The sequence below is a fragment of the Alteromonas marina genome (genome assembly GCF_000808575.1).
In the GTDB taxonomy this organism is placed as follows: Bacteria; Pseudomonadota; Gammaproteobacteria; order Enterobacterales; family Alteromonadaceae; genus Alteromonas; species Alteromonas marina_A.
In genome coordinates this window covers 241665-258156 of the sequence record NZ_JWLW01000023.1, presented here as the reverse complement: position 1 = coordinate 258156, position 16492 = coordinate 241665, and the positions used below count along the sequence as shown (strand labels likewise).

Sequence of the window (16492 nt, the reverse complement as noted above, 5' to 3'; positions counted from 1 at the left end):
TTGTTTTTATTAATATTCTGGTAAGCAAATACCCAAAAAGTGCTAAGGATTAGATGCTTTTACTATGCGTTGCTTAACAACAACGCACAGTAAAGTATGGTCTATAACTGACGAAATGGAAGACTAAGCGGCAAGAATGTTGATCAGCTCAGCAAACGTAGGGCGGCCCTGTATATCAAGCGGCAAACGCAGCTCTCTAGCAATGTCACTCACGCTGATTACGCCACGAATTTCATGGCTGTCTCTGTCCATGACAAGGCAATGGTGCTGCCCGTAGTCTTTGAGTGTTTCTATCACGTCCCCCACTGATGAACGTATTAGCTCACTGAAATCGAACGACATGAGCGAGGTTTTAGGACGCATGAAATCATGAACAGTGAGCTCTTCTCGCTTAACCTTAAGCTCGCTCACACGCTGAATGATTTGCTGTTCACCGACATCGTGACTGGTCACAATACCAATGAAACGGTTCTCACTGTTTACCACCAGCATCATACGAACATGAGACTGACGCATAATCGACTCTATTTTCGTCGCTGGAGTTCGAGCATCAATAACGTGTGGTAAGTGCTGCTTAAAGTCAGTGAAGACCGCCATAGCAGATGATTTTACAGTAATGGTGTTTTCAACAACCGGCCATGCCAATGTATCGATAGCTTCGGTTTTATATAGATTTAAGGCGTGCATACCTTTCTCCTAATCAAAAATAAAAAATTCAGTTTTTTAATGATTAAGTGAAAGAAGGTGGCCCTCGAATGATGTTATCGCGCTGCCTAGTAAAGGCTTTTGCATCAATCGTTTTACCAGCCGAAAACCGGTATTTTTCCAAGCCGCTGGTGATGTCGACAAGCGAAATGCCATCATCAATGTCGTCGTCAGACACTTCAAAAGCGGAGCTTTCCCAGTCGCTAATGAGGGGTGAGAGCGTATTTGCACTGTTCGACTGCCCCGCAATATTTTGCACACTTCTTCCCTCTCCCAATGCGGAGACGGATACTAGTGATGAAAATAACGCTGGCAGAATAACGGCCAACAAAACGTACGAAACGCGCAAAGCGTACAACCTCTACTGAACTAAACAACATTGAAGCAAAGCAGCCACTTTTGTTACTGCCTATTTAAACTATAAGAGTATTTAGCGCGTTTAATAGAGGTGTTTAGCGCAATTTATCGACCATTAAACGACGCGCCTTCGAAAACTAACCGTGTCGCGATTCAGATTTGGTGGGTTGTTTTCTGTACATCCGTTCTAAAAACAAGAACGAACACTCCCATTAAATGTAATGTTTAGCCAATGTAATTAGAAATACACTAGATTCAATTGATGCATGAGGTGCTTTTTCAGCGGTCATTTCGCGGTTGAGATAACGCGATTAACTGAAGGTCTAACCAACCTGATTGTAAGTAATAACGGAAGTGATATGAAACCAAGATGGTCCAGACCTATAGTTATTTTGCATTGGATATCTGCCATTGCCATTGTCGGCATGTTTGCTTCAGGGCTGTGGATGGTCGACCTCACATATTACAGCGACTGGTATAAGACGGCACCGCATTGGCACAAGAGTGTTGGATTAATTTTGCTTGCCATCACTGTTATTCGCTTAGTCACGCGCGTTGTTACTTCACGGCCGCCGTCACATGGCACCCCGTTAGAAAAAAGGTTAAGTCGCATAGGTCATGGGCTTTTGTACACCTTGATTATCATGCTATTCGCGAGCGGCTATTTAATTTCAACGGCCGATGGAAGAAGCATCGACGTATTTAATTGGTTTTCTGTACCTGCAATGGGCGAGTTCTTTGAAAATCAAGAAGACATTGCAGGAAAGGCCCATTTTTATATTGCGTGGTCAGTGATTGTATTGGCGATCATTCACGCGCTGGCTGCGCTGAAACACCACTTTATTCGTAACGATGACACACTGAAGCAGATGTTACGGCTTCGATGATATTGAGGAAAAAGGAGAAATGATGAAGAAGTTAACACTTGCCTTGGCCGCTGCGCTGTCTTTAAGCACCGCTAACGCCGCAGATTATGTGATTGATAGCAAAGGCGCCCACGCGTCTATCAACTTTAAAATTCAACACTTGGGCTACTCGTGGCTCACTGGTCGCTTCAACGATTTTAAAGGTACTTTTAGTTACGACGACGCAGCACCTAGTGCAGCAAAAATTATGGTGACTATCGATACCGACAGTATCGACTCAAACCACGCAGAGCGTGACAAGCACCTTAAGAGCGACGATTTCTTAAACGTTGACGACTTTCCAGAGGCGAAGTTTGTCAGCACAAAAATTGTCGATAAAGGCAATGGCATGATGGATGTAATGGGTGACTTCACGCTTCACGGTGTGACAAAGCCTATCACTATAGAAGCCAAAAAGATTGGCGAAGGCAAAGACCCATGGGGTGGCTATCGTGCAGGATTCATGGGCACAACGACGATTGCACTTAAAGATTATGGCATCGACTATGATTTAGGCCCAGCGTCGCAAACGGTAGAATTAGAGCTTCACGTTGAAGGCGTGAAACAATAGCTATTTACGTTTGGTCCCAGCGAACTAAATTTATGATTTGAGAAAGCCCCAAACATGGGGCTTTTTTTATATGTGGTTAGTGAAGCTTCAGCTTAGGGCTGATGGCCTGACTTAACTTCTTCACAAGGAGCTTTAGAGCACCTTTAATTTTTCCGTGTACTGCAAACTGGTGCATATTATACAAAGAAACGTAAACCAACTTGGCTAGACGCCCTTCTATAAACATACTGCTGTTTGACAGTGAGCCCATTAAACTTCCAACAGTGCTGTATTTACTTAAGTGAACCAAGGATCCATAGTCCTTGTAAGTAAAATCTTTCGTGTCTTTTTGAGTAAATAACGACGTTATATTATGCGCAACAATATCCGCCATTTGGTGGGCAGACTGCGCTCGAGGCGGCACCCACTTCCCATTTTCCTGCTGGAAACCACAGCAATCGCCTAACACCCAAATATTCTTATGAGATGAACTGCGAAGCTGCTTATCAACAAGAATTTGATTGGCTCTGTTCGTTTCAAAAAGCGCAAGCTTTGTTATGAAGTCCGGTGCTTTCACCCCCGCAGCCCACACCATTAAATCAGCGTCAATCCGACCACCGTCTTTTGTGATCAGCCCTTTCGCGTCGGCTTCTGCCACCATGGTTTGCTCTTTAATGTCTACGCCCAACTTATGCAGCGCTTTTCTTGCAGAGTTTGCTATACGCTCAGGTAGCGCAGGCAATATACGCTCTCCCGCTTCTACGATCGTAATCTTAAGACGAGAAGCTGACATGTCTGGCATTCCGTAAGCCTTGGACAAATTCGCCACATGGTGAAGTTGAGCGGCTAGCTCAGTACCTGTTGCTCCTGCCCCGACAATAGCGACATCAATTCTGGCGTCTTTATCTTCTTGCTGATTGATGCGGATTAGTTGATTCAGAAGCGCTCTGTGAAAACGTTCAGCTTGCTTTAACGAGTCAAGAAAGTAGCAATGCTCAGCAACGCCAAGTGTGCCAAAGTCGTTACTCACACTGCCAACCGCCAACACTAACTGGTCATAATGAATCTCGCGTTCAGGCAAAACCTGCGTCCCTTCTTCATCGATTAAAGGCGACAAGGTTATGATTTGCGCTTGCGCGTTAAGCGAGCACATTTCACCTAATTGAAAGCGGTAGTGGTGAGCTACAGCGTGGATGGCGTAGTCCACACCGTCTGAATGCTTATCAATTACACCGGCGGCCACTTCGTGTAATAGCGGCTTCCAGATATGGGTTCGACTGCGGTCGACGAGGGTAATTTCGGCTTGTTTCTTTCTCCCGAGGGTGCGGCTTAAGCGACTGGCTAATTCAAGACCACCAGCACCGCCACCAACAATTACTATTTTTTGCATGGGTATACCTATTAACAATCATTCCACGTATGTCGCCTGACCTTTCCAAGCGCTATACATGGCGTGACTGAGACCCATGCTGATGCCTACAGACTACGCCTGATGCCGCTGGGGTACAAGCAAATCACGGCAATAGTCTGTATTTCTGGGGTTAATAGTAATCTATTACATATGTCTATTTAAGCTTATAAGGTAAACGATGCCGTTATCATGTAGTTGCGAGGCCGCCCCGGAAAGTAGCGAGGGCCTGTGAAGCTAGTAAAATCAGCGCGTTCAGCGTAGTCCGTATCAAATACATTGTTAACCCGCGCATACAATGTAACGTCTTCGTTCACGCTGAAGCGTACGCGCGCATGTACCAAGTCATGCCCCTCGTACTCGTTGAGATTTTCAGCGTCGGTGAAATAGCTCGAAACATGCTGCCACTCTAGCTGCGTTTGTACTTTGCTCGACATCTCAAAGCTTAAACGAGCGTTAAACTGAAGCTTTGGCGCAGTATCAATATCATTACCTTTAATGTCTTGTTCACCTGAGAGCTGACTGTGCTCGTAGGTATGCCTTGCGTATGTACCAGCAAAATCTAAGCGCAGTATATCGCTTAACGGTTGGTCAAAAGTAAGCTCTACGCCTCTATGCCAGGTTTCGCCATTGCTTACGTTGAAAAAGTCGCTGTCGCGGTAAATAACATTATCTTTTTGTAGGCTGTAAAGACTAAGCGTATAGCTGCCGTCAAATAGTGTACCTGTTACGCCCACTTCAATATTATCGGCCGTTACCGAGTCAAGATCAGTAACAGTCTGTGCACGCTGCAAACGATACAGCTCTGTTGCCTGAGGCGCGCGATAGCCTCTTGCGATGCCGCCAAATAACTGGGTTTGAGGATTAAGTTGATAACGAAGTGAAAGCTTCGGACTAAAGTTATCAAAATCATTTTCACTGTCTGCTGGTCTGGAATATCTGCAGCCGCCAAAACCGCACTCTGTGCCATCTTCGCGTACACGACCAACATTCATATTGTTGGTGTAGTCGTATTGCATAGACTCAAAGCGCCCGCCGACAGAAATAGCCCAACGCTCAGCATGCCAATTGAAGGTAAAGAAAGGCGCAAATAGCGTGACATCTACATCATAATCATAGTGCTTTCCTACAGGTATGGTTTCAACCAAGAAGGCAGACCCTTCTGTAGCGCTATCTTGTGACTGGGTTAATTCACCTTCTGTGTATTCTACGTCTAATCCTATATCTGCACTTAGGCTGTCATTAATGACGTAATTGAACTGAGACAGCACACCAACGCCTTTTTGAGCATTCGTTTCAAGGGGTTTGCCAGGTAAAAAATGCATTCTAAAACGCATATCCTGGTTGCGTACGTAAGGTGTAATCGACAGTGCATGACCACCGCTTAAGCTTGTATCGAACTTGCCCCATAGCCTAAAACTTTCTGCTTTTCGAAACGCTTCGGGATTCGGGTTGCTCTTGGCTATTTGTGTATTTTTGTAGCTTTCAAACCCTTCTATGTAGCCGGCAGTTTCTTGGTCTAAATGGGTATAGGTAAGGCCGCTCGTGATAACCGTGCTGTCCCACTCTAGCCTGTGGCGAAGCGAGACTTTCTCTTGGTCAACACTCTCTTCATTTCGATATCCTGTATCTCTGGTAACGCTGGCAGCAATACCCACGCCGCTGCGACCAAAGTCTTTACCTTCTTTAAGCTTTACGCGATGAAACCCATAAGACCCGTAATCAACGCTAAGCTCTCCGCCGCCTTGGGTTGTGTCAGGGGTAATCACATTAATCACACCATGTATCGCATTAGAGCCATAAAGCGCTGACGCAGGGCCTTTTATCACGTCAATACGCTGTGCAATTTCACCGTGAGCTTCAAATAGCTCGTTAATATTGCAAAAACCTGCTGCGCGCAACGCAATACCGTCTTCTGCCGCTAAAATTCCGCCGCACGCGCCAGCGCCGGTTAACACTGGCGAACGAAGGGCTGGTAGATATTCCTGCCCGTTGCCCCGCTGTACGCCGGCGCCCGCTATGTAATTCAGCGACTCTTGAATGTGTTGAAATGAAAGCAGCGACAGCGTTTCTTCTGAAATAGACGACACTGCATAACCGGAAGCATTCATATTTCCCTGTATACGAGAAGACGTGGTTTCAATTCTTTCTATTTCATTGGTTTGGCGAGCGATGGCTGCATGCGATAGCAGAGACACAGTTAGCAACGACAGAGGAAAGCGTGGGGCAAAGCGCATTATCTATCCTTTTGATGACAAAATGTTTTTTTAGCAATGGGTATTAGTTTACCGTTAATTTAGGTAAGGATGGGTTAAAAACCGCTAAACTATTGCGGCTTTTCGACAATTGCGTCATATCACTGTTTTAAGCGTTGGCGTAGACTTTGCAGTTCGCTGACTTTACTGTCACAACGCAAGTCTAAGTTTCAATCACTATTTCTAACTTACGTGTTTGTAACGAATATGGACTGGCAGTACGTTAGTAGATTGCAGCAACGGGTTAAACACTCTTTGCCTGAAGTAAGAACACCAAACTTTGTTCGTTGGAGGAACCATTGGACACACTTATTCCTAGTCTTTCACAGCTTATCGAATTCGCTGTTGCCCCCGTATTTTTACTTACCGGTATTGCTGGCTTCCTCAATGTTATGTCGTCTCGGCTGGGTCGAATATCCGACAGGGTGAGGGTGGCAGAAAGACAGATTCATACCCTTTCAGACCCGCATATTGTCGATCGCTCTAAAAAAGAAATTAAGGTGCTATGGCGCAGGGTAAAGGTAATTAACTGGGCGATTGGGCTATGTGTTGCCGCTGGACTGATGGTGTGTACCGTCATTATGGCGCTATTTTCTGGGTCGCTCTGGGTTGTCGACTTAAAAACGCCAGTCATCGTGTTGTTCATACTGGCTATGATGTTTCTAATTAGTGCGCTTATTGTTTTTCTGGTTGAAGTGAAACTGGCGACAAATACCATAAATATGGTCAGAACCATCCGCTAACCACGTATCGACAACGGCTTGCTCGCTGGCGTTCAATTGATCCCATCAGCGATACACCAAAAAGGCGGATAGAGCGTAATGTTTACCTTCTCTATCCGTCTACTTATTTTTAGGCTGTCGCGATTGGCTTAGTTTTGAAGCTAACATTCATATGCAAAGAAGCAAGATGAGCTCCAAAATTACCTTTAGCTACAAATGCGAAGATTATGCATAACTTTCCAATGTAAGCATTGCGTAAAGACCTGCTTCAAAAGCGTTCATCAACGTTAAAATACGGTAGAATTCGACTATTTCCGTCGTTAATTTGCTACATATTAACAGTCAAAATACTGCGGCCAATAAAAAGGATTAACTAAGCGCCATGAATACTAAATTACTTCGCTCTCTTCAGGTTTTTGTTGCAGTAACAGATAGCGGTAGCATGAGTGTAGCTGCGAGAGAGCTGCACATGACTGTCTCTGCTATTAGTCAGCAGTTAAGAAAGCTAGAACACGATATCGGCCTTAGCCTTTTTAACCGAAATACCCGAAGCTTGAGCCTAACGGAAGCAGGGCGCATCTATTACGAAACCAGTAAGCAAATGCTGCAAACCGCAGAACTTGCCCAGCAAAAAATTGAAAGTCTGCAGGATGATCCCACAGGTAAAATAAACATCATCGCGCCGGAGGGTTTTGGCGGAGGACTGTTAAGCGAGCCACTGAAAAAGCTTTGTGAAGAATTTCCTAAAATAACTATTTCTTTAACCGTAACTGACGAGCCTAAAGACATTATCGCTTCCAGTGCCGATCTTGTGCTTTGCTTCGCCCCAGTCTCAGATACAAATTTCAGCAGTTTGGTACTCGCGACCTGGAAGCGTATTTTGTGTGTCTCTGCAGACCATCCACTTGCAAACGAAACTCTGACTTCGCCTGAAGCGCTTAACGCGCATACATACATTGCTCACAGACATATTGAAGAATACGTCATGAAGCACGAAAGCGAAGGCGAGTATGAATTGGATACACAACGCATTGATGTCAACTCAATGCAGACATTGATTAAACTTACTCAAGATAGTGTTGGCTATGCGGTTCTTCCCGAACCAGAAGTGAGACATCTATTGAAGTCTGGTGAAATGAAGCAGCTCTTCACTGACTGGGAGTTACCAGATTATACGGTTTATGCGGTCACACCGAAAAGGGAGCTAATGCCTGCAAAAATCGGCGCAGCAATTACATGTCTTCAAGATTTATTTGCGCAAATTTAGTCGTTAAACAGCACGCAAGACCCCATCGCACATAAAAAATGCGACGTTATACCAGTGTGCATAGGTAATTAACAAAAAGGCAGCGTAAATACGCTGCCTTTCTTATTTGACTTGGCTTCTTAGAAATTAGAAGCGAGTGTTCATTTGAACACTTAGAATGTGCGCAGTAGCTGACTGTGTGCCAGAGAAGTTAGTAGTAAAGTCAGTACCAGGAAGAACATTGCTTAGAATCGTTCTATCTTTGTCGATATTCGCTTCACGGCCATCAATGAATACGTAAGCCACGTCAATTGATGTATCTTCGCTTACCGTGTAAGTCATACCACCAGAGAACCAATGACGATCTGTATCTGGGATACTTAGTGAGCGATTTTCTACCGATACCACACCATCATCATAAGCATAGCCAGCACGAAGGGTAATTTCATCGTTTAGGATGTAAGTTACACCAAGCGCTGCTCGCCATGAGTCGTCGAAATTCTCTTCTTTAATTAGGAAATCGATGCCGTCTTCTAGGTTAGCTTCAAGCTTCTCAAACGTACTCCAGTCAGTGAAAGTAACACTTGCTTGTACAGACCACTGATTGTCAATTTTTTGATCAATCGCTAGCTCTGTAATCGCAGCAAGGTTCAAATCTAGACTACCAGGCTGGTTTAAGTTGATAGGAAACACTGGCGTCTCTGAAGATACCGCGCCTTCTAGTTCTAGTTTCGTTTCCGCGCGATATGAAAGCGCAACATTAGTCATATCAGTTGGCTGCCAGAAAATACCGGCGTTCCAACCATAGCCCCAATCGTCACCTTCCATGCTAAACAATGAGTTGCCAGGAGTAAGGGTAGGCAAAGTAATGCCTAACGCTTCTGCTGTTGGCGCTAGGGCAGCAACCGTGCCTGCAAGGGTGTTTGATACACCAGAGCCAATTTCAGCTTCTGCATAAGTAATGTTCAAGCCAAAACCAACCATAAGCTGTTTATTTACTTTGTAAGATACAGCAGGGTTTAGGGTTACCGTTTTTACTTCAGCTGTGTCAGCAAAATGCAGCGCACCAAAATCATCAGAGTAATCTGAACGAAGGCCGTAGGTTGTGAATACACCTACACCAGCAGATAGCTTTTCATTAATTGGGCTTACATAAAAGAATCCTGGAACAAAAGCAGTATCTGCAATGTTGTCTTCTGCTGCTGGCCTAGGTTGGCCAACTGGGGCTTCGCCTAACGCATAGCTAACATCACCATCGATATCTACATTCGGATCGATAAAGCTTACTGATGCACTGAACTCAGCTTCTTTAAATACACCAATCGCTGCAGGGTTAGTTGCTAAAATGGAGGCATTCTCTGGCTTAGCCGCTTGACCAGCCATGGCACGGCCTAGACCGTTTGCACTGTGTTCATTAACTTGGAAACCAGCTGCCAGCGCTGAAGAAGAGGCTAAGGTAGCAAGCGCTAAGCAAACTGAGGCACGTAAAGAAAACTGTTGCTTCATAAGATACTCATTGTAAAAGGGGAAAATTGCACGGGCATTCTACGGATCTGAGTACTTTTGTTCAATGCAAGTAAACGCCATTTACGCACTTTTATCGCATTTTTTACAATTATAGCTACAATTTCGACGCATTTATAAGCAACTTTGATAAAACAGCGTTAACGAAAGATCTCAATATTGTTAACACCATTTTAATTAACTATCACTAACACCTATTGGAAATGCAAAAAGGTTTCACTCAAATTTATAAGTAGGCTGTGTTATAGGTTGTGTTTATGTCTATAACCCCCCACCCTATTTTAAACAGCGCAGATGCAACCGTGTTTAGCGACGCGCTTTTACATTCGATTAGACGTCGACCATTTGTGCTTGTAACAGGAGGACACCATGTCAACATACAAAGCAATTACACTCGTTAATCGCCCCCATGACAGAAAAATTGGGCCACATTTATTTGAAAGCAAAGAGCTCGAAATTCCCACGCCTAAAGACGGTCAAATTTTGATAAAGCAAACTCATATGTCTTTAGACCCTGCGATGTTAGGTTGGATGAGTGAAGACAGAGAGAGTTATATTCCACCTGTAGAGCTTGGCGATGTAATGCGCTCAAGCGGTGTGGGCGAAGTGGTTGAGTCTAACAACCCTAATTTTTCGGTTGGCGACAAAGTTATGGGAATGACTGGCTGGAGTGAATATGTGCTCAGTGACGGTTCTGGTTTTAACAAACTTCAGCCTGGCATTACTGAGGAAATGGCTCTTTGTGTTTTTGCACTACCAGGCCTAACGGCCACAACAGGTTTATATAACTTTGGCGAGCCCAAAGAAGGTGAGACACTTATTGTTACGGGTGCAGCAGGTTCTGTGGGCTCAATTGTAGGTCAGCTTGCTAAAGCAGACGGGCTGCGTGTAATTGGCGTAGTAGGAAGCGAAGACAAAGCCGATTGGATTGTTAATGAGCTTGGGTTTGATGGCGCTATAAACTACAAAACTGACAATTTAGAAGAAAAGTTAGCCGAACTAACACCAAATAAAATAGACGTCTTCTTTGAAAATACGGGCGGTCCTATTCAGCAGCACATTTTTAACAGAATGAATGCCCATGGCCGAATTGTGGTATGTGGAATGATTGCCGATTACCAGTCTGAAAAGCCGTCACCGGGCCCGAACTGGATCCCGCTGATTAAAAAACGAATTAACATTCGCGGTTTTGCTATGCCTGATCACTGGGGTGAAATTCCACAACTACTGCAAAAGCTTTCGCCTTATGTTCAGCAAGGTAAAATCAAGTACCGTGCACACACTGTGGAAGGCTTAGAGAACGCCGAGAAGGGCCTAAATATGTTGTTTGAAGGCAAGAACACCGGCAAGATGATTGTGAAGCTGTAAGCCAATCGTAAAAAAGCGCAGTGTTATTCTAAGTACTGCGCCTGATTTAATACAAACTGGGCTTTACCTTTTTCTTTTGCTTCGTAAAGTGCTTTATCTGCTTCGTCAATAAGGCAATCAATTGACATGTTCTCGGCCGACTTGGCAAACACCACACCAATGGAACAACTCATTAAAGGATGCTTTGCATCTTGTGCATGTTCTAATGCGGCTTCTTTCCACTTGTTCAAAAGCGCATCACAGTGCTTCTCAACTTGTTCTTTCTGAATGTCGCTCAATACAACAATAAACTCTTCGCCACCGTACCGACCTAATATATCTGTCTCTCGCTTAAAGACCTGCTTCATAATGCGGGCTTGTATTTTTATGGCTTCATCACCCTGCTGATGACCAAAACAGTCGTTATATTTTTTAAAGTCGTCTAAGTCGAGCATCATCACGGCCATCGACACTTTATGACGCTTACTCAACGCCAACAGTTTTTCACTCTGCTCTCGTAACGCACGCCGATTCAATAAATCAGATAAGGGGTCAAATTTGCTAAGTTTAAGTAGCCTGTCATTGGTTTCTTTTAACATGCGTACGCTGCGATCTAACCGATAACGGGCATAGACACAAATAAACAAAGACCCAGATACAAATGCCATTGAAATTGGAACTCTGTCACCATAAACCGGCGCAACCCACATTAACCCCAAGAAACCCAGAATGTTGATGACGTTGGCTGCTAGCGCTAATTTAAAGGCAATACCCAGCGCAAACACACAGAAGAAAGCATATAAAATGGTGCCCTCGTAGGGGAAAATGAAGCTGTGCTCTTCCCAGCAAACCCATATTAACCAGTAGTTGCTGTAAGAAAGCGCAATAAGTAACCCAGCGAAAATGTAGGCTCGATGCTGAATGAATCTGCGCCAGAAGGAGAGTACAACAACGACGAGTATTATAGGGAATTGAAGAAGTAAGCGGTCGAATATGTACAGCTCGTACATGCTGCTTGGTAGTAGCATCAAGTCAGCAGCCATAAAGGCAAGCACAAGTACAGCACCAATGATCAGCGCAATTCTCAGCCGAAGTAGCTCGCGGGGTTTATTGATTTGCACACGCCACCTTAAGCAATCAGTTACTGTTAAAGCATCTATATATTAGCCCATGGTGAAATCACCCACGGGCTCTTACAACTTCAAATTACTGAAGCTGCATCACTTTAACTATTATCAGAGACTTCTTGGTTAAGCGCCAGTTTTAACAAACTTTCTTGGAGTGCTTCTACGGTGACAGGTTTTGTCACTATGTCGTCCATCCCTGCTTCTTTAAATGACACGTGACGCTCTTTGAATGCTTCGGCGGTAAGCCCTATAACTGGGATTTTGCTAAGCTCTCCATCAAGCTTTCGAATGCGTTTTGTCGCTTCAATGCCGTCCATCACTGGCATGTGCACATCCATGAAAACAACATCAATACCGCCCTCTTCTACTCGTGCAGCGGCTTTCAGCCCATTATCAACGTGCTCAACATCACATTTTAGCTGTTCTAAAAGTGCCTGTGCTACCACAGCATTAATGGCATTATCTTCAGCCAACAGAACTTTAATACCTTCTGGTAAGCTAGCGCGCTCTGCTTGTCGCGCGGAATCTAAATCGGCCGACGTCTCCACCATGCGACGACTCTGCACGTTGGCGGTAACGGTGAAACATGAACCTTCACCGACTTTGCTCACCACCTTAATATCACCACCTAATATTTGTGCAAGCTGCTTTGCAATAGCAAGACCTAGCCCACTGCCACCGTATTTACGCGTAATTGATGAATCGGACTGCGTAAACTTATCGAAAATATGCCCGAGTCTGTCTGGCTCAATGCCAATACCGGTATCCTTAACTGCAATTACCAAATGGTTCTCGCTCACGGTATCCCGTGAAGGCTGTTTGAGTTTGGCGGAAATAGTCACAGTGCCCTTATGAGTAAACTTAATTGCATTACTCACCAAGTTAATGATTATCTGGCGTAACTTCGTAATATCACTGGTTACTGCCACCGATTCCATGTTCTTACTTTTGTAAACCAAACGCGTACTATTGGCGCTAGCATTGGTACCCAGTAGCGTAATAAGGTCATTCAGCATTGCGTCAAGATCGAACTCTGTAACGTCAACCTCTGACATACCTGATTCAATCTTTGAGAGATCTAGAACATCGTTGATAACGTTAGCTAGAATAGACGCCGATGATTTCAAATCGCTGGCATACTGATGCTGCTTGTCAGAAAGTTGTGTATCTAAAAGCAGCGTTGCCAGTCCTTGGATACCGTTTAACGGCGTGCGAATCTCATGGCTCATCACTGCAAGAAAATCGGTTTTTGCGCGGTTTGCTTGCTGAGCTTGAGCAACGTATTGCTCTATTTCACCAGACATTGCCTCAACGTCTCGCGCTAAACTACCTAACTCGTCGTTCTGCTGTAAGTCTATACTGACCTTCTTATGGTCAAGGGCAATGCGACTTGCTGCTGATTTTATTTTTTCGATAGGAGCAACAACAAACACCTGTGTGACTCTTCCCATAAGCAAACTAACAGTAACGACAGCAAATAGCGTTACTAGTGACGTTAGCCACGCAATAGTAGATAGGGAAGATTGCAGTGCATCAGCAGGCTGCAATACGGTAACTTTCCAATTCCACGGCGCAAATTCCGCACACGCAAATAACACGTCAGCATCGTTAATATTCGACTCACCGAAGGCGACCTTACGACTGGCAATGGTTGCGATTGTCGCATCTTCGACATTAGGAACCACAGTGTGCTCCATCGTACTAAACACCACGGTATCGGCACTCTTGTCACTGATAGTAAAGTGGCGGTCGGTGGCTTGCTGCAACGACTTTAGCTCTTCAAACACTTCCTTTTGATAGGCCTCGCGAAACACAGGCACATTCTCTAGGCCCGACTCAATAAGCAGTTCACGTCTTTCGTCGATGATCTCTAAGACGTTTAATGTAAGCGTCTGAGTGAGGAGCTGATATTCTCTTTCGCGTACTGAATCGTACGCCGTCAAATAAGCCCAATACCCAGTAAGTGCCATACCAATTAATAAAATTGGAATGTAGATAACCAGCAGTTTCGATTTAATCCGCATACTTACTTCTAATTAGGCCTTATTGATACACATGTTTTTTTGACAGCTTCAAGTAATTTGAAGGAATGGGCAACTGTAGTTTGATTGCTGTAGACACATTTACCGCTACAGTGTACGTATCCATTTTACCAACGGGAATGTCCCTCGCCGATTTTTTCTCAAGAATTAGCTTGGCTTTTCTTGCAGCTGATTTACCAATACTCGCTGGCTCAGATACTACGCCAAGAAGCGCGCCTTCTTTCACAGAGGAAATGCTTTCTGCGAATAAAGGAAGCAGTCCCGTAGCTTCTTTTACCTTTGTTACTAAGTCATTCGATTCAGCGAGCGGCCCAGATGAAAGCCAGTAACCATCCAGCTCGTTTGTTTTTTGCTGCAAGCTGTTGATGATGCTGTCAGTCATTTCAACCAGTCCATCATCGCCTTCTATATACGGTGTACTAACAGCAACAAGATTTATGTTCTCGTAGTCACCATTCAGTGCCAGAAGTTGATTAACCAAGTTACTTGACGATGGGTATGTAGAATGGACAAGACCGATGGTAAAAAGCGATGAGGGCTTAGACGCTCTGAGCACGCCCTCTAACATGTCTAGTTTCACCTTTGCGTCAAGCACGTGTGACTCGCCCGTCATGTTGCGTTCACTAACCGCACCAATAGCAGAAACTATTCCTTCTTCAACCGGTGCTGAGACCGCCATAAACAGCTTAGGTACATCAACAAACTCTTCAGACGCATTCAGCGCTCTGGTGGCAAGGGTCGCCACCGATACAATAAGATCAGGCGCTGGGTTTTGTGCAAGCTCGGTAAGTATCTCCTTAGCACGAACTTCAGAGCCTTCGGCGTTATACGATGTTACGTTAATCTCGTGATCGGGCATTATCCGCGCAAGTTCCTTTTCGAACGCGGCCCGCGAATCAGCGACAATTGGAGCAGGCAGTGTTTCAAGAATAATCAGGTCCAGGGTTTCGTTCGCAGAGGCAGCAGTAGCGCCCCACATCAAAGAAGATAAGGCGAAAAGAAGAGAAAACCAGACCTTTGTCATGACTGTGAACCTAACACAACTAACTGAAAATACGCACATATAGGCGTATCATAAAGTTATTCGAAGGTCATTCATAGTGGCAGTTATTACCAAATATTCAATACTGGGAATAGCTTTCTAAAAACTAAGATGCGATTTCCGCAAATGCGTTAACGCTAAATAAGCGCGCTTCTATATCGTAAATCGGCATCGACACGATAATTTCATCAACACCCGTCGTTTCAACAAACTGAGCCAGCTTGTTTTGCACCGTTTCTTTCGACCCTACCAACGCATACCTCAATACATTTGCTAACATTGCTTCGTCAGTCGCCGTACAATATTCGTCAAAGTCAGGCATAGGCTTAGCGAAGGGCCTGTTAAGACCACGTCGCATGTTCATAAATTGCTGCTTCACTGACGTGAATAGGAGTTCAGCCTCTTCATCGGTTTCAGCAATCACCACCATTACACCAGCCATCGCTTTTGACGCTGATAACTGAGACGACGGTTTGAACATATTGCGGTACACATGAAGCGCATCGAACAGCGCATCGGGCGCAAAATGCGAGGCGAACGAATATGGCAGCCCCATTTTTGCCGCCACTTGGGCACTGTATAAGCTAGAGCCAAGCAACCACAGGGGGACATGAGTATTTGCCCCAGGTACTGCAACAATTGGCTGCCCGTCTTGCGGTGTACCCAAGTAGTGCTGAAGTTCTTGAATATCTTCTGGGTAACTGTCTACATCGCTTTGCAAATTACGACGAAGCGCGCGTGCGGTTGCCATATCAGTGCCTGGTGCACGGCCAAGTCCAAGCTCTATGCGATTGGGAAATAATTCAGCCAAGGTGCCAAACTGCTCAGCAATGACTAAAGGTGCATGGTTTGGCAGCATAATACCGCCAGCCCCCACTTTAATAGTCGAGGTAGCGTTAGCAATGTGCGTTAACACTACTGAGGTGGCAGAACTGGCAACACCACGCATGCCGTGATGCTCGGCTAACCATACACGTTCATAGCCACAGCGCTCAGCTTCCACAGCCATTAACTTTGAATTGTTTAACGCGTCTTTTACGCCAAACCCTTCAGATATTGGCGCTAAATCTAGCAGTGAGTATGGGATAGCCATGTTGCCTCGCAATGTTGAAACTTGGTATGACTTCTAGGTATGACCTTACTCCTCGTTTTACAACTGCCTTACCTGACAAAGTAAGATGGATGGAGAAGGTTTATCGATGAAGTGAGAGTGGTGGAAAGAGAAGTGAAATAATAGTGAGTCATGGGCTTGCAGGAAAGCC

Annotated in this window: 14 protein-coding genes; 5 read left to right on the top strand and 9 right to left on the bottom strand. The window is 44.8% G+C overall.

The genetic code is table 11. The annotated features are described in order from the left end of the window. Window positions 1–123: 123 nt before the first annotated feature. Together RJ41_RS13385 and RJ41_RS13380 are read right to left on the bottom strand one after the other, a co-directional pair. Window positions 124–687: a CBS domain-containing protein gene (locus RJ41_RS13385; RefSeq protein WP_039221649.1), complete on the bottom strand. Its 564-nt coding sequence runs from the start codon at window positions 685–687 to the stop codon at window positions 124–126. Window positions 688–730: 43 nt separating this feature from the next. Next, on the bottom strand, window positions 731–964 hold the full coding sequence (locus RJ41_RS13380; RefSeq protein WP_039221646.1) for a hypothetical protein: 234 nt from the start codon (window positions 962–964) through the stop codon (window positions 731–733). A gap of 457 nt (window positions 965–1421) precedes the next feature. On the opposite strand from RJ41_RS13380, the gene RJ41_RS13375 reads away from it, so the two are divergent. Next, window positions 1422–1949 (top strand): cytochrome b, encoded by a 528-nt coding sequence (locus tag RJ41_RS13375; RefSeq protein ID WP_039221643.1) that lies wholly within the window; start codon window positions 1422–1424, stop codon window positions 1947–1949. 22 nt (window positions 1950–1971) lie between these two features. After that, a complete protein-coding gene (locus tag RJ41_RS13370) occupies window positions 1972–2538 on the top strand; it encodes a YceI family protein (protein WP_014951192.1) in 567 nt (188 codons plus the stop codon). Window positions 2539–2614: 76 nt separating this feature from the next. On the opposite strand, the gene RJ41_RS13365 is transcribed toward RJ41_RS13370, so the two are convergent. Together RJ41_RS13365 and RJ41_RS13360 are read right to left on the bottom strand one after the other, a co-directional pair. After that, on the bottom strand, window positions 2615–3907 hold the full coding sequence (locus tag RJ41_RS13365; protein ID WP_039221639.1) for an NAD(P)/FAD-dependent oxidoreductase: 1293 nt from the start codon (window positions 3905–3907) through the stop codon (window positions 2615–2617). Window positions 3908–4092: 185 nt separating this feature from the next. Beyond that, on the bottom strand, window positions 4093–6162 hold the full coding sequence (locus tag RJ41_RS13360) for a TonB-dependent receptor (protein ID WP_039221636.1): 2070 nt from the start codon (window positions 6160–6162) through the stop codon (window positions 4093–4095). 317 nt (window positions 6163–6479) lie between these two features. Here RJ41_RS13360 and RJ41_RS13355 point away from each other — a divergent pair, with 317 nt between their 5' ends. Continuing rightward, window positions 6480–6923, top strand: a complete 444-nt coding sequence (locus RJ41_RS13355) for a DUF2721 domain-containing protein (RefSeq protein WP_014951195.1) — start codon at window positions 6480–6482, stop codon at window positions 6921–6923. Between the two features lie 361 nt (window positions 6924–7284). Beyond that, complete coding sequence (locus RJ41_RS13350; RefSeq protein ID WP_014951197.1) at window positions 7285–8169, top strand: LysR family transcriptional regulator; 885 nt, start codon at window positions 7285–7287, stop codon at window positions 8167–8169. A gap of 126 nt (window positions 8170–8295) precedes the next feature. Here the strand turns inward: RJ41_RS13350 and RJ41_RS13345 are convergent, their stop codons facing one another. Further along, window positions 8296–9654: an OmpP1/FadL family transporter gene (locus RJ41_RS13345; protein ID WP_039221633.1), complete on the bottom strand. Its 1359-nt coding sequence runs from the start codon at window positions 9652–9654 to the stop codon at window positions 8296–8298. A 387-nt stretch (window positions 9655–10041) separates the two neighbouring features. On the opposite strand from RJ41_RS13345, the gene RJ41_RS13340 reads away from it, so the two are divergent. Next, entirely contained in the window at window positions 10042–11040 is a 999-nt protein-coding gene (locus tag RJ41_RS13340) for an NADP-dependent oxidoreductase (protein ID WP_039221630.1), read from the top strand. A gap of 23 nt (window positions 11041–11063) precedes the next feature. On the opposite strand, the gene RJ41_RS13335 is transcribed toward RJ41_RS13340, so the two are convergent. From RJ41_RS13335 to RJ41_RS13320, 4 genes are all read right to left on the bottom strand, one after another. Beyond that, window positions 11064–12140, bottom strand: coding sequence for a GGDEF domain-containing protein (locus tag RJ41_RS13335; protein WP_039221628.1), 1077 nt, complete (start codon window positions 12138–12140; stop codon window positions 11064–11066). A gap of 104 nt (window positions 12141–12244) precedes the next feature. Then, window positions 12245–14170 carry an ATP-binding protein gene (locus RJ41_RS13330; RefSeq protein WP_039221625.1) on the bottom strand — a complete coding sequence of 642 codons (1926 nt, stop codon included), beginning with the start codon at window positions 14168–14170 and terminating at the stop codon, window positions 12245–12247. A gap of 19 nt (window positions 14171–14189) precedes the next feature. Next, the gene (locus tag RJ41_RS13325; protein WP_039221622.1) at window positions 14190–15212 is read right to left on the bottom strand and encodes an ABC transporter substrate-binding protein; all 1023 of its coding nucleotides are present in this window, start codon (window positions 15210–15212) and stop codon (window positions 14190–14192) included. Between the two features lie 124 nt (window positions 15213–15336). After that, on the bottom strand, window positions 15337–16323 hold the full coding sequence (locus RJ41_RS13320) for an LLM class flavin-dependent oxidoreductase (protein ID WP_039221619.1): 987 nt from the start codon (window positions 16321–16323) through the stop codon (window positions 15337–15339). Between the last annotated feature and the right edge of the window lie 169 nt (window positions 16324–16492).